Origin of the sequence: Prauserella aidingensis (genome assembly GCF_024171865.1) — a bacterium.
In the GTDB taxonomy this organism is placed as follows: domain Bacteria; phylum Actinomycetota; class Actinomycetes; order Mycobacteriales; family Pseudonocardiaceae; genus Prauserella; species Prauserella aidingensis.
Genome location: NZ_JAMTCN010000017.1, coordinates 91105 through 114513, shown reverse-complemented (window position 1 = coordinate 114513; position 23409 = coordinate 91105). Strand labels below are relative to the sequence as shown.

23 protein-coding genes are annotated in these 23409 nt (G+C 70.5%); 11 read left to right on the top strand and 12 right to left on the bottom strand.

Annotated elements, in window-relative coordinates:
• Window positions 1–38: 38 nt before the first annotated feature.
• From chsH3 to LY13_RS17345, 4 genes are read right to left on the bottom strand one after another with little or no spacing between them, the layout of a single operon-like run.
• Window positions 39–899: an enoyl-CoA hydratase ChsH3 gene (gene chsH3, locus LY13_RS17360; RefSeq protein ID WP_253829518.1), complete on the bottom strand. Its 861-nt coding sequence runs from the start codon at window positions 897–899 to the stop codon at window positions 39–41.
• Between the two features lie 8 nt (window positions 900–907).
• Window positions 908–2014 carry a ferredoxin--NADP reductase gene (locus LY13_RS17355; protein WP_253829516.1) on the bottom strand — a complete coding sequence of 369 codons (1107 nt, stop codon included), beginning with the start codon at window positions 2012–2014 and terminating at the stop codon, window positions 908–910.
• Window positions 2004–2336 (bottom strand): hypothetical protein, encoded by a 333-nt coding sequence (locus LY13_RS17350; protein ID WP_308216357.1) that lies wholly within the window; start codon window positions 2334–2336, stop codon window positions 2004–2006. Before LY13_RS17350 ends, LY13_RS17355 begins: the two co-directional genes overlap by 11 nt.
• Window positions 2337–3491, bottom strand: coding sequence for a 3-ketosteroid-9-alpha-monooxygenase, oxygenase component (locus tag LY13_RS17345; RefSeq protein ID WP_253829514.1), 1155 nt, complete (start codon window positions 3489–3491; stop codon window positions 2337–2339).
• Between the two features lie 351 nt (window positions 3492–3842).
• Here LY13_RS17345 and hsaA point away from each other — a divergent pair, with 351 nt between their 5' ends.
• From hsaA to LY13_RS17320, 5 genes are all read left to right on the top strand, one after another.
• Complete coding sequence (gene hsaA / locus LY13_RS17340) at window positions 3843–5072, top strand: 3-hydroxy-9,10-secoandrosta-1,3,5(10)-triene-9,17-dione monooxygenase oxygenase subunit (protein WP_253829513.1); 1230 nt, start codon at window positions 3843–3845, stop codon at window positions 5070–5072.
• Between the two features lie 53 nt (window positions 5073–5125).
• Window positions 5126–5971: a 4,5:9,10-diseco-3-hydroxy-5,9,17-trioxoandrosta-1(10),2-diene-4-oate hydrolase gene (gene hsaD / locus LY13_RS17335; protein WP_253829512.1), complete on the top strand. Its 846-nt coding sequence runs from the start codon at window positions 5126–5128 to the stop codon at window positions 5969–5971.
• Window positions 5971–6870, top strand: a complete 900-nt coding sequence (hsaC, locus tag LY13_RS17330; protein WP_253829510.1) for an iron-dependent extradiol dioxygenase HsaC — start codon at window positions 5971–5973, stop codon at window positions 6868–6870. Before hsaD ends, hsaC begins: the two co-directional genes overlap by 1 nt.
• Window positions 6867–7436 (top strand): 3-hydroxy-9,10-secoandrosta-1,3,5(10)-triene-9,17-dione monooxygenase reductase subunit, encoded by a 570-nt coding sequence (hsaB, locus tag LY13_RS17325; protein WP_253829509.1) that lies wholly within the window; start codon window positions 6867–6869, stop codon window positions 7434–7436. The genes hsaC and hsaB overlap by 4 nt, the downstream gene beginning before the upstream one ends.
• 75 nt (window positions 7437–7511) lie before the next feature.
• Window positions 7512–8252 carry an SDR family oxidoreductase gene (locus LY13_RS17320; protein WP_253829507.1) on the top strand — a complete coding sequence of 247 codons (741 nt, stop codon included), beginning with the start codon at window positions 7512–7514 and terminating at the stop codon, window positions 8250–8252.
• Between the two features lie 10 nt (window positions 8253–8262).
• On the opposite strand, the gene LY13_RS17315 is transcribed toward LY13_RS17320, so the two are convergent.
• Complete coding sequence (locus LY13_RS17315) at window positions 8263–9423, bottom strand: steroid 3-ketoacyl-CoA thiolase (protein ID WP_253829506.1); 1161 nt, start codon at window positions 9421–9423, stop codon at window positions 8263–8265.
• 244 nt (window positions 9424–9667) lie between these two features.
• On the opposite strand from LY13_RS17315, the gene LY13_RS17310 reads away from it, so the two are divergent.
• On the top strand, window positions 9668–10894 hold the full coding sequence (locus LY13_RS17310) for a cytochrome P450 (RefSeq protein WP_253829539.1): 1227 nt from the start codon (window positions 9668–9670) through the stop codon (window positions 10892–10894).
• 315 nt (window positions 10895–11209) lie between these two features.
• On the opposite strand, the gene LY13_RS17305 is transcribed toward LY13_RS17310, so the two are convergent.
• Genes LY13_RS17305 through LY13_RS17295 form a run of 3 tightly spaced genes read right to left on the bottom strand, consistent with a single transcriptional unit; the run spans window position 11210 to window position 14430 of the window.
• Window positions 11210–12370, bottom strand: coding sequence for a thiolase family protein (locus LY13_RS17305; RefSeq protein ID WP_253829505.1), 1161 nt, complete (start codon window positions 12368–12370; stop codon window positions 11210–11212).
• A 3-nt stretch (window positions 12371–12373) separates the two neighbouring features.
• The gene (locus tag LY13_RS17300; RefSeq protein ID WP_253829503.1) at window positions 12374–13426 is read right to left on the bottom strand and encodes a thiolase family protein; all 1053 of its coding nucleotides are present in this window, start codon (window positions 13424–13426) and stop codon (window positions 12374–12376) included.
• 11 nt (window positions 13427–13437) lie between these two features.
• Window positions 13438–14430: a Zn-ribbon domain-containing OB-fold protein gene (locus LY13_RS17295; protein WP_253829538.1), complete on the bottom strand. Its 993-nt coding sequence runs from the start codon at window positions 14428–14430 to the stop codon at window positions 13438–13440.
• Window positions 14431–14560: 130 nt separating this feature from the next.
• On the opposite strand from LY13_RS17295, the gene LY13_RS17290 reads away from it, so the two are divergent.
• Together LY13_RS17290 and LY13_RS17285 are read left to right on the top strand one after the other, a co-directional pair.
• Window positions 14561–16153 (top strand): acyl-CoA synthetase, encoded by a 1593-nt coding sequence (locus tag LY13_RS17290; RefSeq protein ID WP_253829502.1) that lies wholly within the window; start codon window positions 14561–14563, stop codon window positions 16151–16153.
• Window positions 16154–16327: 174 nt separating this feature from the next.
• The gene (locus tag LY13_RS17285; RefSeq protein ID WP_253829501.1) at window positions 16328–16822 is read left to right on the top strand and encodes a hypothetical protein; all 495 of its coding nucleotides are present in this window, start codon (window positions 16328–16330) and stop codon (window positions 16820–16822) included.
• Between the two features lie 150 nt (window positions 16823–16972).
• On the opposite strand, the gene LY13_RS17280 is transcribed toward LY13_RS17285, so the two are convergent.
• Both LY13_RS17280 and LY13_RS17275 read right to left on the bottom strand, forming a co-directional pair.
• Window positions 16973–17473: an SRPBCC family protein gene (locus LY13_RS17280; RefSeq protein WP_253829500.1), complete on the bottom strand. Its 501-nt coding sequence runs from the start codon at window positions 17471–17473 to the stop codon at window positions 16973–16975.
• Entirely contained in the window at window positions 17470–17802 is a 333-nt protein-coding gene (locus LY13_RS17275) for an ArsR/SmtB family transcription factor (RefSeq protein ID WP_253829499.1), read from the bottom strand. Before LY13_RS17275 ends, LY13_RS17280 begins: the two co-directional genes overlap by 4 nt.
• 148 nt (window positions 17803–17950) lie before the next feature.
• Between LY13_RS17275 and LY13_RS17270 the strand changes: the two genes are divergently transcribed.
• Window positions 17951–18268, top strand: a complete 318-nt coding sequence (locus LY13_RS17270) for an antibiotic biosynthesis monooxygenase family protein (protein ID WP_253829498.1) — start codon at window positions 17951–17953, stop codon at window positions 18266–18268.
• Window positions 18269–18446: 178 nt separating this feature from the next.
• On the opposite strand, the gene LY13_RS17265 is transcribed toward LY13_RS17270, so the two are convergent.
• Window positions 18447–19235: a crotonase/enoyl-CoA hydratase family protein gene (locus tag LY13_RS17265; RefSeq protein WP_253829497.1), complete on the bottom strand. Its 789-nt coding sequence runs from the start codon at window positions 19233–19235 to the stop codon at window positions 18447–18449.
• Window positions 19236–19384: 149 nt separating this feature from the next.
• Between LY13_RS17265 and LY13_RS17260 the strand changes: the two genes are divergently transcribed.
• Together LY13_RS17260 and LY13_RS17255 are read left to right on the top strand one after the other, a co-directional pair.
• A complete protein-coding gene (locus LY13_RS17260) occupies window positions 19385–21001 on the top strand; it encodes an acyl-CoA synthetase (RefSeq protein ID WP_253829496.1) in 1617 nt (538 codons plus the stop codon).
• 55 nt (window positions 21002–21056) lie between these two features.
• Window positions 21057–22166: an NAD(P)H-dependent flavin oxidoreductase gene (locus tag LY13_RS17255; RefSeq protein WP_253829495.1), complete on the top strand. Its 1110-nt coding sequence runs from the start codon at window positions 21057–21059 to the stop codon at window positions 22164–22166.
• On the opposite strand, the gene LY13_RS17250 is transcribed toward LY13_RS17255, so the two are convergent.
• Window positions 22144–23376, bottom strand: coding sequence for an APC family permease (locus LY13_RS17250; RefSeq protein ID WP_253829494.1), 1233 nt, complete (start codon window positions 23374–23376; stop codon window positions 22144–22146). The two genes, LY13_RS17255 and LY13_RS17250, sit on opposite strands and share 23 nt — an antisense overlap.
• Window positions 23377–23409: the final 33 nt, after the last annotated feature.

Sequence of the window (23409 nt, the reverse complement as noted above, 5' to 3'; positions counted from 1 at the left end):
CCTCGGCAGGTCGGACGCGGGATCGCGTGAGAGGCCGGTCAGGCCGGGGTGAGCACGGCGTCGGAGAGCACCGGGGCCTCGTCGCGGTCGAGCGACGTCGCCGTGACGAGCAGCCGGTCGGCGTCGCGCCAGATCCGTACCCGCAGCGTCTCGCCCGGCACCGCGATGCCGGCGAACGTCGCCGACCACGAGCCGACCGCGGTCGGCTCGCCGTCCAGCGCCGCGTCCGTGACGGCCTTGGCGACGACGCCGTAGGTGCACAGGCCGTGCAGGATGGGGGCGTCGAATCCGGCCGCGCGGGCGAACTCGGGATCCGAGTGGAGCGGGTTGCGGTCACCGCACAGGCGGTAGAGCAGTGCCTGCTGGGGCAGCGTCGGCACGTCGACGACGAGGTCCGGCTCGCGGTCGGGAGCAGGTAGCCGGCCGGAGGTGCCGCGGCGGCCGCCGAATCCGCCCTCGCCGCGGGCGAAGATGCTCGACCGCGCCGTCCACAGCGGATCGCCTGCCTCGTCGGTGACCTCGGTCTCCTGGACGATCACCGCGGCCTTGCCCTTGTCGAGCACGTCGGCGATGCGGCCGCGCGCCGTCGCCGTGCCGGACACGGGAAACGGCCGGTGCGCGACGACCTGCTGCGTCCCGTGGACGACCTTCGCGAGGTCGATGTCGATGCCCGGGAACCGCACCTCGGGCGGCTCGGTGGCGCGGACCGTGGCGGCGACGGTGGCGAACGTCGGCAGCACCCGCAGGTCGCTCTCGGTGGCGTAGCGCAGTTCCCGCGGATCGGTCGGCGGCGCACCCGCGCCGAGCGCGAGGTGGTACAGCAGCACGTCGGAGGCGGTCCACGCGAACGTGGTCTCGCCGAGGTCCGCGCCGATCGCGCGGTCGGGGTCGATGGGCACGGCGTCTCCTACTCGTAGCTGATCGACACGTCGTCGGTGATCGGCAGGGACTGGCAGGCCAGCACGATCCCGTCGGCGATGTCGTCGGAGTCGAGCACCTCGTTGTTCAGCATCTTCACCTCGCCGGAGACGACCCGGCACGCGCAGGCGCTGCACTGTCCCTCCCGGCACGAGTACGGGGCGTCGCGGCCCGCGTCCAACAGGACGTCCAGCAGCCTGGCGCCGCGTGGCCAGGCGTGCTCGGTGGTCGTACCGTCCAGGTCGACGGTCACCCGCGCGGGCGCGTCACCCGCAGCGCCCCCGGCGTCGTCCCCTGCCCCAGCCCCAGCCCCGGCGTCGTCGGCCGCGGTCTGCTCCGGGGCGTCCGCTGCGACGCCGGCCGAGCCCGTGGCCGGATCGGCGACGGCGAACGGGTCGCCGCCGAGGGAGACGAACGTTTCCCGGTGGATCCGTGTCCGCGGCGTGCCCGCCGCCTTGGCCGCGTCGACGACGGCACGCATGTACGGCGCCGGGCCGCAGACGAACGTCTCCCGGCCCTGCAGCGTGCCGGCGAGGGGTGCGAGCCGTTCGGCCGTGGGCAGCCCCTGCAGCGTCTCCAGCCAGTGCACCACGGTGAGCCTGCCCGGATACGTCTCCTCGAGCTCGCGCAGCGCACTCGCGAAGATCACCGACGACTCGTCGGCGTTGGCGTACACCAGCGTCATCGACCCCGTCCCGTGGGCGAGCACCGACCGGACGATCGACAGCACCGGGGTGATGCCGCTGCCGCCCGCGAACAGTGCGAGGTCGGCATCGAGGTTGGCCGGGGTGAACACGCCGCTCGCGGGCAGCACGTCGAGCTCGTCGCCCGCCGTGATGTGGTCGCACAGCCAGTTGGAGGCGTACCCGTCGCGCTTGACCGTCACCTGCGGGCGCTCACCGGTGAAGGGCGAACTCGACAGCGAATAGCACCGTGCGACCGGTCCGCGGTCGTCCCCGGGCACTCGCACGGTGAGGAACTGGCCGGGGCGGTAGTCGAGCTCGGCGTCGAACACGATCGACCGTGCCGCCGCGGTCTCGTCCACCACCTCGGCCACCCGCAGCCGCTGCGCCGGTACGGCGCCGTCACCGCTCATACCCGAATGCTCCGTCCCGTTCGGCGGTCGTGATGCTCTCGCGCAGCCGCTCGCAGGTGCCCGCGCGCGCCCCGGGCGTGCCCGCCGCGACGCGGTCGGCCAGCACCGGGCAGCTCGTCGCGGCATCGGTCACCCATTGGATGCTCGTGTGCTCGGGGCTGTTCTTCTTGACCAGCACCGTCGTCGCGCAGGCGTGGCAGGCCACCGGGACGAGTCCCGCGGTGAGGAACTCCTCCCGGTCGGCCCGGGTCTGCGCGCGGACGGCGTCGGTGCCTCCGAGCTCACCGCCGCCGGGGTCCGCGGCGGCCACGTCGGCGGCCACTCAGGACACTCCCGCCCGGTCGGCCGCCTCCTGCTGTTGCCGTGCGAGGTTGTCGGCGACCTCCCGCTCCCACACCTCGTTGGCGCGGGTGACGTCCACTTCGAACTCGAACCGCCGCGTCATGTCCTCGTCGATGTCGTCGACGTCCACGTAGAACTGTTCGTACCAGCGCCGCAGCTGGTAGACCGGCCCGTCCTCCTCGCACAGCAGCGGGTTGTCGATGCGGGTCTTGTTCTTCCAGATCTCGACGTCCTGGAGGAAGCCGACACCGACACCCTCGGCGAACTTCTGCGCGATCTTATCGGCCTGCGCGTCGTCGACACCCGGCGGTTTGCGCACGGCGACACCCCACTGCAGCACGAACGAGGTCGGGCTGACCGGATAGTGGCAGTTGATCAGCACGGTGTCGATCTTGATGCCCTTGTAGTCGTTGTGCAGCGTGTTGATCATGTACGCCGGGCCGTAGTAGGACGCCTCGGATTCGAGGAGGTTGTCCTCGCCGCCGTAGTTGGACGACATGCCCATGTCGGCGCGGCCCTTGGAGTTCAGGTACTGCGACGCGATGTGGCCTTCGAAGACGTTCTTGAAGTACGTCGGGATGCCGTAGTGGATGTAGAAGAAGTGGGCCATGTCGACGACGTTGTCGACGATCTCGCGGCAGTTGGCGCCCTCGATGGTGACCGAGTCCCACGTCCAGTTGCTCCACTCGTCGGTGAAGATGCCGTTGATGCGGGGGATCGTCACCTCCTCGGGTGGCGGGTTGCCCTCGGGGTCGTGCCAGACGAACAGCTGCTTGTTCTCCTGCAACGTGCGCCACGCGCGGGTACGGGCCCGCAGCGGCACCCGCTTCGCATAGGGGATGGACTTGCACTTGCCGTCGCCGCCCCAGCGCCAGTCGTGGAAGGGGCAGGCGACCTCGTTGCCCTTGACCTCGCCCTGGGTCAGGTCGCCGCCCATGTGACGGCAGTAGCCGTCGAGGACGTTGATCTGCCCGTCCGAGCCCTGGAACACGACCAGTTTGGTGCCGAACGCGTGGACGGCGTGCGGCGTGCCGTCGGCGAAGTGCTCCACGAGTCCGAGACAGTGCCACCCGCGGGCGAACCGCTCGGGCGGTGCGCCGACGTCGATCGTGCGGACGGAGCCTGCCTGCGTCATGACGAACCTCCAGCTCTCCGGGCTGCTCTGCCCGTGGCCCATGTCGCGTGTTCCCGCCTGCGGCGACTGGAACGCGTTGCATGCCTTTCGTGGTGAATGACGGTCGACGATGCCTACCATAGATGAGAACGTGTTCCAGTTCTAGCGGGGATCGGCAACGGGTTTCCTCAGAGGGTCGGCGGGGCGTCCGGAGTGCGCCCGGACCGTTTCGTCCTGGCGGTGCAGGGTTCACGGGCGTTCTCGCCTGGTCAGGGTGGAATGCAGTGACAAAAACAAGAACGTGTTCTAATCTTGGTGTGTACACCGAGCAGGCGGATCCCAGCGGTCCGGCGGAGAAGGAACGAGGCAGGTATGAGCGAGCAGGGCGCGCACGCGGTGATCGCCGGGATCGAGGAGTTGCTGCCCGTGCTGCGGGAGCGCGCGCAGGAGGCCGAGGACGCGCGGAGGATTCCGGACGAGTCGATCAAGGCCCTGCAGGAGACCGGGTTCTTCAGGCTGCTGCAACCGAAGCCCTACGGCGGGTTCGAGGCCGACCCGGTGACCTTCTACACGGCCGTGAAGCTCATCGCGAGCGCGTGCGGCTCGACCGGCTGGGTCGCCTCGATCCTCGGAGTGCACCCGTGGCACCTGGGGCTGTTCGAGGCCCGCGCGCAGGAGGACGTCTGGGGCGGCGAGGGCAGCGACGGTATCGACACGCTGGTCTCCTCGTCGTACGCGCCGATGGGGAAGGCGACCGTCGTCGACGCTGCGGGCGAGCCCGTCACCGGGCCGGTGCCCGACGACGGCGGCTACCGTGTCAGCGGGACGTGGAGCTTCTCGTCCGGGTGCGGGCACGCGACGTGGGTCCTGCTGGGCGGGCCCGCCTTCGACGCCGAGGGCAACGCGGTCGACTTCTGCACGTACCTGCTGCCCGCCGCCGACTACACGGTCGACGACGTGTGGGACACCGTGGGCCTGCGCGGGACCGGCAGCAACGACATCGTCGTCGACGACGTGTTCGTGCCGAAACACCGCACGCTCAGCTTTCTGCTCACGTCCAGACTGGACACGCCGGGTCAGAAGGTGAACCCCGGGCCCCTCTACCGCCTCCCGTACGGCTCGGTGCATCCGAGCACGATCACGGCGCCGATCATCGGCATGGCACAGGGTGCCTACGACGCGCACGTCGAGCACCAGCGGCAGCGGGTGCGTGCCGCGTACGCGGGGGAGAAGTCGCAGGAGGACCCGTTCGCCAAGGTGCGGATCGCCGAGGCCGCCAGCGAGATCGACGCCGCCTGGCTGCAGCTCACCCACAACATCGACGAGCTCTACCAGTTGGCCTGTCGCGGTGAGAAGTTGCCGTTCGACACCCGGCTGCGGGTCCGGAGGGACCAGGTGCGGGGAACCGAACGCGCCATCGCGGCGATCGACCGGCTGTTCGAGAACTCCGGCGGCCGCGCGCTGCGGGCGGGTACGCCGATCCAGCGGTTCTGGCGGGACGCCCACGCGGGTCGGGTGCACGCGGCCAACGACCCCGAACGCGCCTACACGATGTTCGGCACCGGCGAGTTCGGCCTGCCGGTCGAGAACGCGATGGTCTAGGAGGGGCGCATGTCCGACACCGCCGAGGAGGCACAGCTGAAAGGTAGGGCGACATGAGCGAGGGTTCGTACGTCACGACGGCCGACGGTCTGCGACTGCACTACCACGAGGCCGGCACCGAGCACGCCGACACGGTGATCCTGCTGCACGGTGGCGGGCCGGGAGCGTCGGCGTGGAGCAACTTCTCCCGCAACATCCCGGAACTGGCCAAGTCGTTCCGCACGATCGCCGTCGACCAGCCGGGGTTCGGCCGTTCCGACAAGCCGACCGACCATCCCCAGTACTTCGTGCACAGCTCGACCGCCGTCGTGGGCCTGATGGACGCGCTCGGCATCGAGCGGGCCCATCTGATCGGCAACTCGCTCGGCGGCGGCGCGGCCGTCCGGCTGGCACTGGACCACCCCGACCGCGCGGGCAGGCTCGTGCTCATGGGGCCCGGCGGGCTGAGCGTGAACCTCTTCGCGCCGGATCCGACCGAGGGCGTGAAGAACCTCGCCCGGTTCGCCGCGCCGCCGGGGCCGAGCAAGGAGAAACTCGAAGAGTTCCTCCGGGTGATGGTGTACGACCAGTCGCTGATCACCGACGAACTGGTCGAGGAGCGGTTCGCCGCGGCGAGCACCCCGGAGTCGCTCGCCGCGATGGGGGCGATGGGCGCCTCGTTCGCCGGACCGGACCACGAGCTGGGCATGCTGTGGCGCGAGGCGCACCGGCTCCGGCAACGCGTCCTGCTGATCTGGGGCAGGGAGGACCGCGTCAACCCGCTCGACGGAGCGCTGGTGGCGCTCAAGACGATTCCGCGCGCGCAGTTGCACGTGTTCGGCCGGTGCGGCCACTGGGCGCAGCTGGAGCGTTTCGACGAGTTCAACCGGATCGCGACCGACTTCCTCGAGGACACGTGATGAGCATTCGTTCGCTGGCATATCTGCGCATCGAGGCCACCGACATGGCGGCCTGGCGCGAGTACGGACTCAAGGTCCTCGGCATGGTCGAGGGCGAGGGCCGGAACCCGGACGCGTTGTATCTGCGCATGGACGACTTCCCGGCGCGGTTGGTGATCGTGCCGGGGGAGACCGACCGGCTCGCCGTCGCCGGCTGGGAGACGGCCGACGCGGCCGGACTGGAGGAGGTGCGGCAGCGGCTGTCGGCCCACGGCGTGCCGTTCAAGGAGGCCGCCGCGGAGCAGGCGGCCGACCGCGGGGTGGACGAGCTGATCGAGTTCACCGACCCGTCGGGCAACACGCTCGAGGTGTTCCACGGCATCGCGCTGCAACACCGGCGGGTCGTCAGCCCGTACGGGCACCGGTTCGTCACCGGCGAGCAGGGGCTCGGGCACGTGGTGCTGTCGACCCACGACGACGCGGCGGCGCTGGAGTTCTACCGCGACGTCCTCGGGTTCCGGCTCCGGGATTCGATGCGGCTGCCGCCGGAGGCCGTGGGCAGGCCCGCCGACGGCGATCCGGCGTGGCTGCGGTTCTTCGGCTGCAACCCGCGGCACCACAGCCTCGCGTTCCTGCCGATGCCGACACCCAGCGGGATCGTCCACCTCATGGTCGAGGTCGAGAGCACCGACGACGTCGGGCTGTGCCTGGACCGGGCACTGCGCAGGAAGGTGCCGATGTCGGCCACGCTCGGCCGCCACGTCAACGACCTGATGCTGTCGTTCTACATGAAGACCCCCGGCGGGTTCGACGTCGAATTCGGCTGCGAGGGCCGACAGGTCGACGACGACACCTGGATCGCCCGCGAGAGCACCGCCGTGAGCCTGTGGGGACACGACTTCTCGGTGGGCATGTCATGACCTCCGCCGCGGACACGGCGGGGCAGGCCGGTGCGGCGGTGGCCGACACGGACGTGCCGGCACGGTTCCGGTCGGTGCTCGGCCACTTCTGCACCGGGGTGGCGATCGTGACCGCGTGCGAGGACGGCGAGCCCGTGGGGTTCGCGTGCCAGTCGTTCACCGCGCTCTCGCTCGACCCGCCCCTGGTGCTGTTCTGCCCGGCCCGCACGTCCGGGACGTGGCCGGTGATCGAGCGCGTCGGACGGTTCGCGGTCAACGTCCTGGCAGGCGAGCAACAGAACGTCAGTGCCGTGTTCGGCTCCCGCGGCGAGGACAAGTTCGCGTCGGTCTCCTGGACCCGCGCGCCGAGCGGGTCCCCGCTGCTGGACGGTGCGCTCACCTGGGTGGACTGCGCGGTCGAGGCCGTCCACGAGGCCGGCGACCACTACGTCGTGATCGGCAGGGTCACCGGGCTCGGCGAGACGTCCGGCAGGCGGCCCCTGCTGTTCTACCGCGGCGGCTACACCGTCACCGAGACCGGGCCGGACGCGATGCCGGGAGGGCCCCGCCCGGACGACTGGTTCTGACCGGCCCGGCCCCATCCGGCCCGCACCGGTGACCACGCCGGCAGCAGTCCCGGCCGCCGGGGATAGCCTGCAGCCATGACGAAGGTTGCCGTGGTGACGGGTGCAGGGACAGGGATCGGCAGGCAGGTCGCGCGGGCGCTGCTCGGCGAGGGGTATGCCGTCGCGCTGGCGGGGCGCAGGCGGGAACCGTTGCTGGAGGCGGCCGGCGAGTCCGCAGAGGCGCTGGTCGTGCCCACCGACGTCACCGATCCGGAGTCGGTCGCGGCGCTGTTCGACGCGGTGCGGCAGCGGTGGGGCAGGCTGGACGTGCTGTTCAACAACGCGGGCACCACCGGCACGCGCGGTTCGGTGGACACGCTGCCGGTCGAGGACTGGAAGGCGATCGTCGACGTCAACCTCACCGGTATGTTCCTGTGCGCCCAGCAGGCGGTGCGCATGATGAAGGAGCAGTCACCGCGCGGCGGGCGCATCATCAACAACGGCTCGGTCTCCGCGCACACCCCGCGGCCGGAGACCGTCGCCTACGCCGCCACGAAGCACGCGCTGACCGGCCTGACCAAGTCGATCGCGCTCGACGGCAGGTCGCACGACATCGCCTGCGGGCAGATCGACATCGGCAACGCCGCCACCGAGCTGACCAGCGGGTTCTCCGACGTCGGGATGCCGCAGGCCGACGGCAGCCTCAAGCCGGAGCCGACGTTCGACGCCGCGCACGTCGCCGACGCGGTGCTGACGATGGTCAACCTGCCGCTGTCGGCGAACGTGCCGTTCCTGACGATCACGGCCAACGGCATGCCGTTCATCGGCCGCGGCTGACCCGGGGAGTTCAGAGCCGCTCGAGGATCGTGGCCGTCGACATCGCGCCGCCTGCGCACATGGTCACCAGGGCGGTGCCGGCGTCGCGGCGTTCGAGTTCGTGCAGTGCGGTGGTGAGCAGGCGCGACCCGGTGTTGCCGACCGGGTGGCCCAGCGCGATCGCGCCGCCGTTGACGTTGACCCGGTCCGGGTCCGGCTCGTGCACCTGCTGCCAGGACAGCACCACCGATGCGAAGGCCTCGTTGACCTCGAACAGGTCCGGATCGCCGATCGTCATCCCCGCGCGGTCGAGGGCCCGCTGCGTGGCCCGGATCGGACCGTCGAGGTGGTAGTACGGCTCCGCGCCGAGGAGTGCCTGGGCGCGGATGCGGGCCCGAGGGCGCAGACCGAGGGCGCGGGCCCGCGCCGCGTCCATGATCAGCACGGCCGAGGAGCCGTCGGAGATCTGGGACGACGTCCCCGCGCTGTGCAGCCCGTCCTCCACCACCGGCGTGAGGCGGCCGAGCGCCTCCCTGCTCGTCTCGCGCAGGCCCTGGTCCCGGGTGACGAGCCGGTGCTCGCCGGTCGGCGTGCCGTCCTCCCCGAGCACCGGTGCCTTGACGCCGACGACCTCGCGGTCGAACCGGCCCTCGGCCCACGCGGCGGCGGCCTTCTGCTGGGACGCGAGACCGAAGGCGTCGACGTCGTCACGGGTGAGGCCGCGGCGGCGTGCGATGCGCTCGGCGGCGCCGTACTGGTCGGGCAGGTCGATCGACCACGATTCGGGCCTGCGCTGTGTCGTGCCCGCGACGTTCGCTCCCAGGGGGACGCGACTCATGGCCTCGACCCCGCAGGCGATGCCCACGTCGATCGCCCCTGTGGCGACGAGCCCGGCGACCAGGTGGGCCGCTTGTTGGGCCGAGCCGCACTGGGCGTCGATCGACGTGGCGCCACACTCCTCCGGCAGGCCCGCGTGCAGCCAGGCGGTGCGTGCGACGTTGCCCGCCTGCTCGCCGGCCTGCGTGACCGTGCCGCTGACGACCTGTTCGACCTCGGCCGGGTCGATGCCGGCGCGGTCGAGGACCGCGGTCTGGGCCGCGCCCAGCAGTTCGGCGGCATGCACCCCGGCGAGGGCGCCGCCGCGCTTGCCGATCGGCGTTCGGACGGCTTCCACGATGACCGGATCGCCCACGTCGCACTCCTTCGTGTCATACCCAGTGTGTCGGTGCCCGTTAAAAATAGAACATGTTCTTGTCTAGATCAATGCGACCAGGGAGGTATCGCCTGGAGCATTCGGCCTGCGACTGTGGGTGAACAGCGTGATCCCAATCGATTCAGTTAACGGGGTTCACTGAAGCCCTTCATTCAGTTAACACCGTATGCTCTACTCGGCGGGTAGAACGAGTTCCATGACGCTGCTCGCGGAGGTCCGGCGCATGACGACGTCACTGTTGCCCGAAGGTTTCGACTTCACCGATCCCGATCTGCTCGCGCGGCGGCTGCCGCTCGACGAACTGGCGCTGCTGCGCCGCACCGCACCCGTGTGGTGGAACGACCAGCCCCACAACGTCGCGGGATTCGGGGACGACGGTTTCTGGGTGGTGACCCGCCTCGAAGACGTGAAAACCGTGTCGAAGGACAGCGAGCTGTTCTCGTCGAGCGAGAAGACCGCGATCGTCCGGTTCGACGAGAACATGGACGAGGACGGGCTCAACGCCAACCGGCTCGTGCTGCTGAACATGGACGCCCCGCAGCACACCAAGCTGCGGCGCATCGTGTCGAAGGGCTTCACGCCGCGCGCGATCACCAAGCTCGAGGACGGCCTGCGCGAACGCGCACGGCAGATCGTCGCCGATGCGAAGGCGAAGGGCTCCGGCGACTTCGTGCAGGACGTGGCCTGCGAGCTGCCGTTGCAGGCGATCGCCGACCTGATCGGCATCCCGCAGGAGGATCGGCTGAAGATCTTCGACTGGTCCAACCAGATGATCGGTTACGACGACCCCGAGTACGACGTGGACCCGCTGACGGCCTCGGCCGAACTGGTCAGCTACGCGTTCGCGATGGCCGAGGAGCGGCGGCAGAACCCCACCGACGACATCGTCACCAAGCTCGTCCAGGCCGATGTGGACGGTGAGTCGCTCGCCTCCGACGAGTTCGGTTTCTTCGTCATCCTGTTGGCCGTCGCGGGCAACGAGACCACGCGCAACGCCATCACCCACGGCATGAAGGCGTTCCTCGACCACCCGGAGCAGTGGGAGCTCTACAAGAGCAGGCGGCCGGACACGGCCGCCGACGAGATCGTGCGCTGGGCGACGCCCGTCGTGGCGTTCCAGCGCACGGCGACGGCCGACACCGAGCTGGGCGGTCAGCACATCCGCAAGGGCGATCGCGTGGCGATGTTCTACAGCTCCGCCAACTTCGACCCCGAGGTGTTCGACGAACCGGAGACGTTCGACATCCTGCGTGACCCGAACCCGCACGTCGGCTTCGGCGGCACCGGGGCGCACTACTGCATCGGCGCGAACCTGGCCCGCCTCGAGATGAACCTGATCTTCAACGCGATCGCCGACGCCATGCCCGACATCCGCGAGGTGTCGCCGCCGCAGCGCCTGCGCTCCGGCTGGCTCAACGGCATCAAGCACTACGAGGTCGCCTACGAGTAGGCAGGAAGCCGACCGCCCCCGCACCTGTACCCGCACCCCGCACCTGCCCGCACCCGCAGCCGCGCCCCGGACCCCGCGTCGACACACCGATGCGCACAAGGGTCCGGGGCGCGAGCCGTGTTGCGGATCCAGGGGGCCGTGTTGCGCTTTCCTGGGCTCGTGTTGCGGTTCCAGGGGACGGTGTTGCGGGTTCCGGGTGTGGTTCAGGGGCGCACGTCGTGCGGGTGGCTCCCGGCCGTCACACCTGGCCGGGAGCCAGGTCGCGCGTACGGCTCCCGGCCATCGCACGTGACCGGGAGCCGTACGCCGGTGGCATCAAGCGGGTTTGGCCGCGCCGACCAGCCACATGGAGAAGTACTGGGAACCGCCGCCGTAGGCGTGGCCGAGCGCGGTGCGGGCACCGTCGACCTGGTAGTCGCCCGCACGGCCCATGACCTGCTTGGCGGCCTCGGAGAACCGGAGCATGCCGGAGGCGCCGATCGGGTTGGACGACAGCACCCCGCCGGAGGGGTTGACGGGCAGCCGGCCGGTGAGGGCCGTCTCGCCCGCCTCGGTGAGCTTCCACCCCTCCCCGTCGGCCGCGAAGCCGAGGTTCTCCAGCCACATGGGCTCGAACCAGGAGAACGGCACGTAGATCTCCGCGGTGTCCACCTGGTACAGCGGGTCGGTGATGCCGGCCTGCCGCCACAGTTCGGTGGCGGCGTCCTTGCCCGCCTGCGGGTTCACCTGGTCCCGACCTGCGAACGTGGTCGGTTCGGTGCGCATCGCCGTCGCCTGGATCCACGCCGGGGCGGGGGAGTCGTCGCCTGCCCGTTCGTCGCCGATGACCATCGCGCACGCCCCGTCCGAGGACGGGCACGTCTCGTCGTAGCGGATCGGGTCCCACAGCATCTGCGAGGCCTGCACGGATTCAACCGTGATGTCGGACTGGCGCAGGTGGGCATGCGGGTTGAGCGCGCCGTTGCGCCGGTCCTTCGCCGCGACGATCGCGCCGACGTGTTCGGGAGCCCCCGACCGGCGCAGGTAGGAGCGCACGTGCGGGGCGAAGTAGCCGCCCGCGCCCGCACCCACCGGCATCGTGAACGGCACCCGGATGGACAACGCCCACATCGCGTTGGACTCGGACTGCTTCTCGAACGCCACGGTCAGCACGCGGCGATGCACGCCGGACTGTACGAGACTCGCCGCCACGAGGGCGGTCGACCCGCCGACGGATCCCGCGGTGTGGACGCGCAACAGCGGTTTGCCGTTGGCGCCCAGCGCGTCGGCGAGGAACAGCTCCGGCATCATGACGCCCTCGAACAGGTCCGGGGCCTTGCCGACGACGACGGCGTCGATGTCGGCCCAGCCCACGTCGGCGTCGACCATCGCGCGGTCCACGGCTTCGCGGAGCAGGCCGGGCATCGACACGTCGGTGCGCTTGCTGCGGTGGTGCGTCTGCCCGGTGCCCAGGACCGCGGCGCGTTGCTTGGCCATGTGTCAGCCCCTCTCCAGGACGGTGACCAGGTTCTGCTGCAGCGCGGGGCCGCTGGTGGCGTGACCGAGAGTGCGGGTGGCCTCGCCGTCGAGGATGCGCTGCGCGGCCTCGCCGATCCGGGCGAGCCCGGCCGAGAACATCGGATTGCCGGTGAGCGTGCCGCCGGACGGGTTGATCCGCACCGCGTCGGCGAGTCCGAGCTCGTCGCGCACGATGAGTTCCTGGTGGGTAAACGGCGCGTGGAGCTCGGCGATCTCGACGCCGTCGGTGCCGACCGCCTCACCCGCGAGGCGCGTCGACGGCGAGGTGGTCAGGTCCCTCGCCCCGAGGGAGGGGGTGTCGATGCGGTGCTCGATGCCGCCGATCACGGCGGGCCGGTCGGCCAGGTCGCGGGCCCGCTCGGCGGAGGCGAGCACGATCACCGCGGCGCCGTCGGTGACGGGGGCGATGTCGTGGCGGCGCAGCGGGTCCGCGACGGGATCGGTGTCGAGCAGGGCCGCCACGTCGGTCTCGCCGCCGAACTGCGCACGGGGATTGCCTGCGGCGTCCCGCCTGCTCCGAGCGGCGATCTCGGCCAGGTCCGTCTCGGTCCACCGGCCGGATTCGAGGCCGAGCCGCGCCTGCATCGCCGCGATGCTCACCGAGTCCGGCCACAGCGGGGCGACCGTGTAGGGGTCGAGCTGGAGCGACAGCACGCGCCGCAGCTCGCCCGCCGAGGACTTGCCGAAGCCGTACACGAGCGCGGTGTCGACCTCCCCCATGCGGATCTTCAGCCACGCCTCGTACAGCGCCCAGGCGGCGTCCATCTCCACGTGCGACTCGTGGATCGGGGGGAACGCGCCGATCGCGTCGACCGCCGAGATGAACGAGAACGCCCGCCCGGCGAGGTAGTCGGAGGAGCCGGAACACCAGAACCCGATGTCGGTCTTGGACAATCCGGTGCGGGTGTAGACCTCGTCGAAGATCGGCACGAGCATCTCGACGCCGTTGGTGGTGCCGTGGGTCCGCCGCACATTGGGTGCCTGCGCGAACGCGACCACCGCGACTTCCGTCATGACTGGCCTCTCTACAGGTGGTGGGCGTAGGACGCGTACGGCGCGTCGGCCTCGCCCGTCGGTTCGAAGTGCGCGATGTTCTCGAGGGTCGTCGACCACTCCTCGCGCGGTGTCCAGGCGGCGCGCACGCGCATGCCCATGCGCACCTCGGAGGCCTCGCAGCCGAGTACGAGGTGCAGGAACGGGATGTCGGCGCCGTCGAGGAGGATGTAGGCGCCGACGTACGGGGGTGTGATGCGCTGGCCGAGGAACGGCACGTTGACGATGCAGAACGTCGTCACGATCCCGGTGTCGGGCAGTTCGACCTCGTCGGTCGTCGGTACCCCGCAGGTGGGGCAGGCGCCGCGCGGCGGGATGTAGACCTTGCCGCACGCGGGGCAGCGCTGGGCCAGCAGGCGGCCGTCGGCGAGGGCCCTGAGGTAGCGGCTCTCCTCGCGCGAGGCCGAGTGCGTGTAGTTCAGGTGCACCGGGGTGATGACCGTGTCGACCGGGCCGGCGTCGCCGTCGGGGGACGTCGCCGCTGGGGGAGCGGGCGCGGTGGGTGCCGCGTCGGCGGGCGGATCGGTGATCGGGACGAAGTAGGCGATGTCGCGGATGTGCCCGACCGGCTTGTCGGCCCAGCGGATCCGCACGCGCTGTCCCGTGTGGACGGATGCGGGGTCGCCGCCGGTGTCGACGGCGTGGAGCAGCGCGGTGTCGGCGCCGTCGAGGCGGATGAGCGCCCAGGCGAACGGCCGTTGCACCGGTTGTCCTGCCAGCGGCTCGGCGACCCACGACCACGACACGATCGTGCCCTCCGCGGCGACGTCGACCAGCTCGTCGAGCGGTTCGGCGGTTCCGGGGTCGTACTCGACCGGCGGTACGTGGACCCGGCCGTCGGAGCCGCGGACGCCCAGCACGCGGCGCTGCGCGAGCGCGGTCATGAACCGTCCCAGTACGGGGCCGACCGAACGGGTGTAGTCGAAGCCGATGTCGAGCGGTGCGGACAACGGCTGCTCTGGCATCTCGGCTGGTTCGGATTCGACAGCAGTCACGCGGCAAAGTGAAACACGTTCTCGATAGTCCAGGCAACCCGCACCTGCGTCGCCAGCGGTGGGGTTGCTCAACTCTGGAACGAGTTCTAGATTTGCGGTCATGACCTCGACGAGTGCTGCGCGCCCCGCGACCGACCGCCCTGCCGAGACCGTCGGACTGTGGAACATCGCCGCCGAGCAGCCCGAGCTGACCGCCGCCGTCGACCCCGACGGCACCGAGGTCGCCTACGGGCAGCTCGCGGCGAAGGCGAACACGTACGCGCGGGGACTGCAGGCGCTCGGGCTGGACACCGGGGACGCCGTCGTCGTGTTGCAGCCGAACGGGGTCGAGCTCGTCGCCGCCTACTTCGCGGCGATCCAGTCCGGCCTGTACGTGGTGATGGCCAACTGGCATCTGACCGGGCCCGAGGTGGCGTACCTGATCACCGACTCCGGGGCGAAGGCGCTGCTGGTGCACGAGCGGTTCGCCGACACCGCGGTCGCCGCCGCCGACGAGGCGGGACTCGACCCGCGTGGCCGGTTCGCCGTCGGCGCGGTCGACGGGTTCCGCCGGATCGAAGAGCTCGGCGCTGGCGAGGGGGACGGCAGGCCGCCGCGGCGCACGGCCGGGTCGCCGATGCTCTACACCTCCGGCACGACGGGCAAGCCGAAGGGTGTTCGCCGGCCGCTGACGGGCGCCGATCCGGACGAGGTGTCGCCCGCCAACCGCGGCTTCTTCGCCATCTTCGGCATCGAACCGCACGACGGGCACGTGCACCTGTGCGGTTCGCCGCTCTATCACACGGCGGTGCTGAACTTCGTCGCGATCTCCATCCAACTCGGACATCCGGCGGTGCTGATGGACCGGTGGGATCCGGAGGAGATGCTGCGCCTCATCGAGCGGCACCGCGTGACGCACAGCCACATGGTGCCCACCCAGTTCCGCAGGTTGCTGGCGCTGCCGGAGGAGACCCGGTTGCGCTACGACGTGTCGTCGCTGCGCGTGATGATCCACGGCGCCGCCCCGTGTCCGGACGAGATCAAACGGCGGATGCTCGACTGGTGGGGACCGGTCGTCACCGAGTACTACGCCGCCACCGAGGGCGGCGGCACCGTCATCAGCGGCGCCGAATGGTTGCGCAAACCCGGCTCGGTGGGCAGGCCGTGGCCGAACTCCACGGTGAAGATCCTCGACGACGACGGCAACGAACTGCCCGCGGGACAGACCGGCTCGGTGTACCTGCAGATGGGCGGTTCGCGCTTCGAGTACCACAACGACAGGGAGAAGACCGAGCGCGCGAAGGTCGGCGAACTGTTCACGCTCGGCGACATCGGCCGCCTCGACGAGGACGGCTACCTGTACCTGCACGACCGCAAGAGCGACATGATCATCTCCGGTGGTGTGAACATCTATCCCGCCGAGATCGAAGGCGAACTGGCCGTGCATCCCAAGGTCGCCGACGTCGCCGTGTTCGGCGTGCCGCACGACGACTGGGGTGAGGAGATCAAGGCCGTCGTGCAGCCGGCCGAGGGCGTCGAGGGCTCGGCCGCGCTGACCGAGGCACTCCTCGACCACGCCCGCGGCCGGTTGGCGAAGTTCAAGCTGCCCAAGAGCATCGACTACCGCGACAGCCTGCCGCGCGACCCCAACGGCAAGCTGTACAAGCGCCGGTTGCGCGACCCGTACTGGGAAGGCCGCGACCGCGCCATCTGAGCACGGAGACCTTCTCCCGTGAACTGGTTGACTGGCTGCCGGCTGTGAAACCATGGCGCGATGAGGCTTCGCAGGCTGCGTCGACGCCATGCCGCCTATCAACAGAAGCGGTTCATGACCCGCCGCCGCGCGTCCAGAAGCTTCTGGCGTCACTACGCCGGCATGGAAACCCGGATGCGTGACACCGCGGGAGACCTGCCACTTTTCGGGCACCAGGCCTGGACCGGGATCCTGCTGACGGGTCGGTGGTCGTTCCGCGACGACGGAACGGGGCGTGCCACCACGATCGGCCTCGAGCACGGCGACCCCGACGACGAACAGGCCCCCTGGCTGCACGTTCTGGTCACGTGTGGGTCCGCGGATTCCCTGGTCCGAGACCTCCACGTCGAACAGGTACGCCGCGACCGCAGGGCCACCGTGCCGGTCGAACGCGCACCGTCCGACCAACGTCAGGTCGAGATCGTCGTCGACGGACGACCACGGACCTTCCGGTTCTGGGAAACCGGCGATTGCTGGTATGCGGCCTGCGAGTTGGATCAGCAGCACGCCGTCGTCCTTGCCGCCCGTCACGTCGACCCCGCTGACGTCGCACTGATCCCGGTGCACGACATCGAGCCCTACCTGGCCGGCCGACGTGATTGGATCCGCGCCCGCGAACAGTCGGATTAGCCCGCCATGTGCCTAATAGCAGGTGTTCCGTGGTGGGAGATAGCTACACCACTGCGGTGATCCTGGAGTCAGCCCAGGAGCCGTTGTCGATGTTGCCGGATGCCCATTGCCTGGTGTTGACACCGTGGCGCCGGTGACCGCGCTCGCGTTCTAGTCGGGCGGTGTGTAGGCGTCGCTGAGGGCGGGGTAGTAGTCGGTGTCCCAATCCTGGTCGACGGGGGCGTGGGCAATGACGGCGCCGAGTCGGTCGAGGTAGTAGTGCCAGCCCGGGCCGACGCCGGTGGCGTCGTAGGGCTCGGCGAGGCGTTGGACGAAGATCAGGGTGGTGGAGTCGTCGGCGTTCGCGGTCAGCGAGACCTGCAGACGCCAGGTGTCTTCGGGGCTGGGCAGGTCGACGACCAACCGCGTGGGTTCCTCGCACTCGACGATGGTGACGGTCTGCGGCTCGGCGTCGTTCTCGAACCCCATCCGCAGCTCCACCGTTCCGGTCGCGGGATCGCCGCTCCAGGTGCCGAACCAGCGGCCCAACCGATCGGAATCGGTGAGCGCCGACCACACGTCGGCAGGGTCGGTGTCGTAGGTGCGTACGAATTCCAGCCGCATCCCGTGTTCGTCGCGCAGCACCTGGCCGAGCGGGGTGGTGGCGGTCATGTCGTCCTCCTGTCGCGGCGGCCCCGCCGCAGTTCGGTGTCCAACGCGTCCAGGCGCTGTGCCCAGAGCGCTCGGTAGCGTTCCAACCAGGTGTCGATCTCTTGGAGCGGGTCGGGGTCGACCGCGTAGAACCGGCGAGCGCCCTCTGCGCGAACGCGGGTGAACCCGTTGTCCCGCAGCACCTTGAGATGCTGCGAGACGCCCGGCTGCGAGATCCCGAACTCGTCCTGCACGATCGCGCCGAGCTCGCCGGCGGCACGTTCACCGTCGACGAGCAGCTCCAGGATTCGGCGACGAACCGGGTCCCCCAGTACATCGAAGGCATGCACGGCGCACATAGTATTAAGAGCGGCTTATATTAGGCAAGGTTTATGCTAAGTCCGGGAGATTCCGGGGTGGTGGCGCCAACTGTGCGATCCGACGCTTGACCTCGAGTCTTGTCGAAGTCCTATCGTCGGAGACAACGTGGGAGGCGACATGCCGGTCATCCACCGGGTGGACAAGTTCGCGGTACCGGAGGCTGCCCGGGAGCGGTTCTGGGAGCAGGTCCGGCGCACGCACGCCGTGCTGCGGCAGCAGCCGGGTTTTCTCGACGACGCGCTGCTCGAACAACACTCGGGCCCCGGCCGGTTCAACGCCGTGACGATCGTCCGGTGGTCCTCGGAGGACGCGCTTGCCGGTGCGAAGGCCGCCGTCGAGGAGCTGCACCGCGCCGACGGATTCCGGCCCGCCGACTTCTTCCGTGAGGCGGGCATCGACGCCGACGTGGCCAACTACGTCGACCTGTCCGGCTGAGCATCGGCAGCTCGTCGCTACGTCCGGAGGATCACCGGTTCGTCGAAGACGGTGTTGTCGATAACCACGTCGGCCATCGGCACCGGATCGACCTCGGCTGACACGCCTGGACTGCCCGCCCCCAGGGGCACCCTGGTCGCACTCAATGCTACCAGGGTGCCCCGGGGGCATGTCGGCGTCAGCGGGCGCGGAAGTTCGGGGTGCGTTTCTCGGCGAAGGCGCGCGGGCCCTCCTTGGCGTCCTCGCTGGCGAACACGCCGACGCCGTACTGCGACTCGAGCTTGAAGGCCTCCTCCTCGTGCATGCCCTCGGTGTCGCGCATCGTGCGGAGGATGGCCTGCACGGCGAGCGGGCCGTTCGCGGCGATCACCTCGGCGATCTCCAGAGCCGTGGCCAGGGCGCTGCCGTTGGGCACGAGGCGGCCCACCAGCCCGATGTCGCGGGCTTCGGCCGCGGTGATGTGCCTGCCGGTCAGCAGGATCTCCGCCGCGACGGTGTAGGGCACCTGCCGCGGCAGGCGCACCGCCGAGCCGCCGAGCGGGAACAGGCCCCAGCGCGCCTCGGAGACGCCGAACGTCGCGCTCTCGCCCGCGACGCGGATGTCCGTGCCCTGGAGGATCTCGGTGCCGCCCGCGATCGCGGGACCTTCGACGGCGGCGATGAGCGGTTTGGTCAACCGGCGGCCTTTGAGCAGGCCGTCCATGCGACTGGGGTCGAACGTCCCCTTGTCGAACGCGTCCGAGGGCCGGTTGCTGTTCATCGCCTTCAGGTCCGCGCCTGCGCAGAACGTCCCGCCCGCTCCGGTCAGCACACAGCTGCGGATCTCGGCGTCCTCGTCGACCCGGTCCCAGGCCTCGGTCATGATCGCGAGCATGTCGGCCGTGAGCGCGTTGCGCGCCTCCGGCCGGTTCATCGTCACCACGAGGGTGTGTCCCCGTTGTTCCACCAGAGCGTGCGGGTCGGTCATGAGGGTCCTTTCGCCCGTCGGGGATGCGGTGCCGGGTGGTGCGCGGCCAGCGCCGGCGGCGCTGCGGCTCGGCGGCCGCGGAGTTCCGGGATCGGTTCCGTGGAACTCCACCATTGCCGCAAACAATAACATGTTCTAGTTTGTTCGTCGTGGCCTTCAACATCGCAGACCTGCTGGAGCACGCCGTCGACGTCGCGGGCGATCGCACCGCGGTCGTCTGTGGTGACCGGAGCCTGACCTACACCGAACTGGACGAGCGGGCCAACCGGCTCGCGCACCACCTGGCGTCCGTCGGGGTCGGCAAGGGTGATCACATCGGCGTGTACTCCCGAAACTCCCTGGAAATGATCGAGACGATGTTCGCGGCGTACAAGCTCCGCGCCATCGCGATCAACGTCAACTACCGCTACGTCGAGGCTGAGCTGAGCTATCTGCTCGACAACGGCGACGTCGTCGCACTGATGTACGAGCGGCAGTACTCCGACCGCGTCGCCGCGGTACTGCCGTCGCTGCCGGAACTGAAACACGTTTTCGTCGTCGACGACGGCAGCGACGCGGAGGCGGCGCCCGGTGCCGTCCGGTACGAGGACGCGATGGCGGGTGGTGCGCCGGAGCGCGGGTTCCCGGAGCGCAGCGGCGACGACCTGTACATCCTCTACACCGGCGGCACGACCGGGTACCCGAAGGGCGTCATGTGGCGTCACGAGGACGTCTTCCGTGCGCTGGGCGGCGGGATCGACTTCGTCACCGGGGAGTACGTGCCCGACGAGTGGGCGCTCGCCGAACAGGGCCGCGACGGCGCGATGGTGCGCCTGCCCGCGGCACCGCTGATCCACGGCGCGGCGCAGTGGGCCGCCTTCGGGGCGTTGTTCGCCTGCGGCACGGTCGTGTTCGTGCCACAGTTCGACGCCGACGAGATCTGGCGCGCCGTCGAACGGCACAAGGTCAACGTGCTCACCATCGTCGGCGACGCCATGGGCAGGCCGCTGCTCGACGCCTACCGGGCCGGCTCGTACGACGCCTCGTCGATCGTCGCCGTCTCGAGCCACGCGGCGCTGTTCTCCCAGTCGGTGAAGCAGGAGTACCTCGGCGAGTTCCCGAACCTCGTGCTGACCGACGCGATCGGCTCGTCGGAGAGCGGCTTCACGGGGATCGGCATGATGGGCCGCGACGACGACCACTCGGCGGGCCCGCGGGTGAACTTCGGCAAGGACGCCGTGCTGCTCGACGACGACGGCGGGATCGTGCCCGTCGAGCCGGGCGCGGTCGGCAGGATTGGCAGGCGCGGGCACGTCCCCCTCGGCTACTACAAGGACGCGGCCAAGAGCGACACGATCTTCGTCGAGGCCGGGGGAGCGCGCTACGTGGTGCCCGGCGACTACGCCCGCTACGAGGAGGATGGCACCGTCACGTTGCTCGGCCGAGGGTCGCAGTGCGTCAACACCGGCGGGGAGAAGGTGTTCCCCGAGGAGGTCGAAGGCGCGCTCAAATCGCACCCCGACGTGTTCGACGCCCTTGTGATCGGCGTGCCGGACGAGCGCATGGGCCAGCGCGTCGGCGCACTCGTCGAACCACGGCCGGGAGCGGACGTCGACCTGGCCGCGCTCGAGGAGCACGCCCGCGGTGCGGTCGCCGGGTACAAGGTGCCGCGCAGCATCTGGCTCGTGTCGCAGGTGCAGCGGCTCCCCAGCGGCAAGCCCGACTATCCGTGGGCCCAGCGGCACGCCGCCGCCCACGCACCCGACACCGAGAAGACGGCCGCCTGAGTCGGCCGCAGGCCCGCTCCGCAGTCCGGCCGGACCCAGCGTAGGAGGATCATCGATGCGCACGGCCCTGTGCGACACCCTCGGCATCGACGTGCCGATCATCGGCTTCACCCCGTCCGAGCACGTCGCGGCCGCGATCAGCCGTGCGGGCGGGCTCGGCGTGCTCGGCTGCGTGCGGTTCAACGACGCCGACGAGCTCGACAAGGTGCTCGGGTGGATGGACGCCAACACCGACGGCAAGCCGTACGGCGTGGACGTGGTGATGCCGGCGAAGGTGCCCGACGAGGTCAAGGGCATCGACCCCGAGACGCTGATCCCGGAGCAGCACCGGGAGTTCGTCGACCGCACGCTCGCGCAGCTGGGCGTGCCGGAACTGCCCGAGGGCGAGCGGCGCGACGGCGTGCTGGGTTGGCTGCACTCCGTGGCTCGTTCGCACGTCGACGTGGCGCTCGAACACCCGATCGCGCTGATCGCCAACGCGCTCGGTTCTCCGCCGCCGGACGTCATCGCGCAGGCCCACGCCCGCGGCGTGCCGGTGGCGGCGCTCGCGGGCAAGGCCGAGCACGCCGTGCGCCACGTCGACAACGGCGTGGACTTCGTCGTGGCGCAGGGCCACGAGGCGGGCGGGCACACCGGCGAGATCGCGTCGATGGTGCTGTTGCCGGAGATCGCCGACGCGGTCGGCGACCGGGCACCGGTTCTGGCGGCGGGCGGGATCGGTTCGGGCAGGCAGGCCGCGGCGGCGCTGGCGCTCGGCGCGTCCGGGGTGTGGACCGGGTCGATCTGGCTGGGCACCCGCGAGTACCTGGAGACGATGCCGTCGTCGGAGCCGATGCAGGAGGCTCTGCTGGCGGCGACGTCGGCCGACACCGTGCGAACCCGGATCTACACCGGAAAACCGGCGCGACTGCTGAAGACGCGCTGGACGGAGGCGTGGTCGCAGCCGGACGCCCCGAAACCGCTGCCGATGCCGTTGCAGAACCTGCTCGTGGCGCCGGCGCACAACCGGATCCACGCCTCGACCGACCCGTCGGTCGTGTCGATGCCCGTCGGCCAGATCGTGGGCCGCATGAACGAGGTGCGCCCGGTCGCCGACATCGTCGCCGAGCTGCGTTCCGGCTTCTCCGCCGCCGTCGGCAGGCTCACCGGAATCGACGGCGCCTGACCGCGTAGGCGAGCGCGCCCACCGCCAGCACGGTGAGTCCACTCAGGACGGAGGCGGTCGGCAGGTTCGCAGCCAGCAGCAGGCATCCCGCGAATCCGGCGACGGGGACGAATCTGCGGCCGAGCGTGAACGCACTCGCGTTGGCGACGGCATAGTAGACGAGCACGGCCAGCGACGAGAACCCGATGGCCTCCCGCAGGTCGACGGTCGCCGCCAGGACCGCCACGACGATGCCGACGGCGACCTCGGCCCGGTGCGGCACGCCGAACCGCGGATGCACCGCGGCGAGCCCCTGGGGCAGGTGCCGGTCGCGGGCCATGGCCAACACCGTCCTCGACACGCCGAGCAGTAGCGCGAGCAGAGCGCCCAGCGCGGCGAGCACGGCGCCGACACGCACCACGGGCACGAGGCCGGTCCACCCGGTGGCGGCGACCGCCTCGGCGACCGGGTCCTCGGCGGCCGCGATCCCGTCGGGGCCGAGCGTCGCGAGCAGGGCGACCGCGACGACCGCGTACACCACCAGCACCAGTCCGAGCGCCCACGCCACGGCGCGCGGGATCGTCCGCGCCGGGTCCCGAACCTCCTCACCGAGCGTGGCCACGCGCGCATACCCGGCGAAGGCGAAGAACAGCAGCCCGGCCGCCTCCAGGACGCCCCACGGTCCGGTGCCGGCGGTCGGATCGAGCCCGCTCGCCTGCGGACGTCCCGCGGTGACCGCGGCGACGACCGCGGTGGCGAGGGCCAGCAGGCTGATCGTCACCAGTACCGCCGCGGTCCGCGTGGACCGGTGCACCCCGCGGTAGTCGAGCGTCGTGATCGCCGCGACCACCGCCACGGCCAGCAGTCCGCGCCACGGTTGGCCGAGTCCGGGCGCCGCGTACGCGACCACCGTCAGTGCCATCGCCGCACAACTGGCCGTCTTGCCGACGACGAACCCCCAGCCGGCGAGATAGCCCCAGAACGGGCCGAGGCGTTCCCGGCCGTAGACGTACGTTCCGCCGGACTCCGGGTACCGCGCGGCGAGCCGGGCCGACGACGTGGCGTTGCAGTGGGCCACGAACGCCGCCAGCAGCAGCGCGACGGGCAACGCCCCGCCCGCGGCCGCCGCGGCCGGGGCGAACGCCGTGTACACACCCGCGCCGACCATGGCGCTCAGGCCCACGACCACGGCTTGGCGAGTGCCCAGTCTGCGCGCGAGTCGATCCGTCATCGCGTGCAACCTACCGGGGCCGCGGTTACGTCC

What these genes read in the sequence shown, in the direction of transcription:
- LY13_RS17355 (WP_253829516.1), bottom strand. Translation starts at nt 2,014, where the DNA reads ATGAGCGGTGACGGCGCCGTACCGGCGCAGCGGCTGCGGGTGGCCGAG.
- LY13_RS17345 (WP_253829514.1), bottom strand. Translation starts at nt 3,491, where the DNA reads ATGACGCAGGCAGGCTCCGTCCGCACGATCGACGTCGGCGCACCGCCC.
- hsaA (WP_253829513.1), top strand. Translation starts at nt 3,843, where the DNA reads ATGAGCGAGCAGGGCGCGCACGCGGTGATCGCCGGGATCGAGGAGTTG.
- hsaD (WP_253829512.1), top strand. Translation starts at nt 5,126, where the DNA reads ATGAGCGAGGGTTCGTACGTCACGACGGCCGACGGTCTGCGACTGCAC.
- hsaC (WP_253829510.1), top strand. Translation starts at nt 5,971, where the DNA reads ATGAGCATTCGTTCGCTGGCATATCTGCGCATCGAGGCCACCGACATG.
- hsaB (WP_253829509.1), top strand. Translation starts at nt 6,867, where the DNA reads ATGACCTCCGCCGCGGACACGGCGGGGCAGGCCGGTGCGGCGGTGGCC.
- LY13_RS17320 (WP_253829507.1), top strand. Translation starts at nt 7,512, where the DNA reads ATGACGAAGGTTGCCGTGGTGACGGGTGCAGGGACAGGGATCGGCAGG.
- LY13_RS17310 (WP_253829539.1), top strand. Translation starts at nt 9,668, where the DNA reads ATGACGACGTCACTGTTGCCCGAAGGTTTCGACTTCACCGATCCCGAT.
- LY13_RS17305 (WP_253829505.1), bottom strand. Translation starts at nt 12,370, where the DNA reads ATGGCCAAGCAACGCGCCGCGGTCCTGGGCACCGGGCAGACGCACCAC.
- LY13_RS17300 (WP_253829503.1), bottom strand. Translation starts at nt 13,426, where the DNA reads ATGACGGAAGTCGCGGTGGTCGCGTTCGCGCAGGCACCCAATGTGCGG.
- LY13_RS17295 (WP_253829538.1), bottom strand. Translation starts at nt 14,430, where the DNA reads ATGCCAGAGCAGCCGTTGTCCGCACCGCTCGACATCGGCTTCGACTAC.
- LY13_RS17290 (WP_253829502.1), top strand. Translation starts at nt 14,561, where the DNA reads ATGACCTCGACGAGTGCTGCGCGCCCCGCGACCGACCGCCCTGCCGAG.
- LY13_RS17285 (WP_253829501.1), top strand. Translation starts at nt 16,328, where the DNA reads ATGCGTGACACCGCGGGAGACCTGCCACTTTTCGGGCACCAGGCCTGG.
- LY13_RS17280 (WP_253829500.1), bottom strand. Translation starts at nt 17,473, where the DNA reads ATGACCGCCACCACCCCGCTCGGCCAGGTGCTGCGCGACGAACACGGG.
- LY13_RS17270 (WP_253829498.1), top strand. Translation starts at nt 17,951, where the DNA reads ATGCCGGTCATCCACCGGGTGGACAAGTTCGCGGTACCGGAGGCTGCC.
- LY13_RS17265 (WP_253829497.1), bottom strand. Translation starts at nt 19,235, where the DNA reads ATGACCGACCCGCACGCTCTGGTGGAACAACGGGGACACACCCTCGTG.
- LY13_RS17255 (WP_253829495.1), top strand. Translation starts at nt 21,057, where the DNA reads ATGCGCACGGCCCTGTGCGACACCCTCGGCATCGACGTGCCGATCATC.
- LY13_RS17250 (WP_253829494.1), bottom strand. Translation starts at nt 23,376, where the DNA reads ATGACGGATCGACTCGCGCGCAGACTGGGCACTCGCCAAGCCGTGGTC.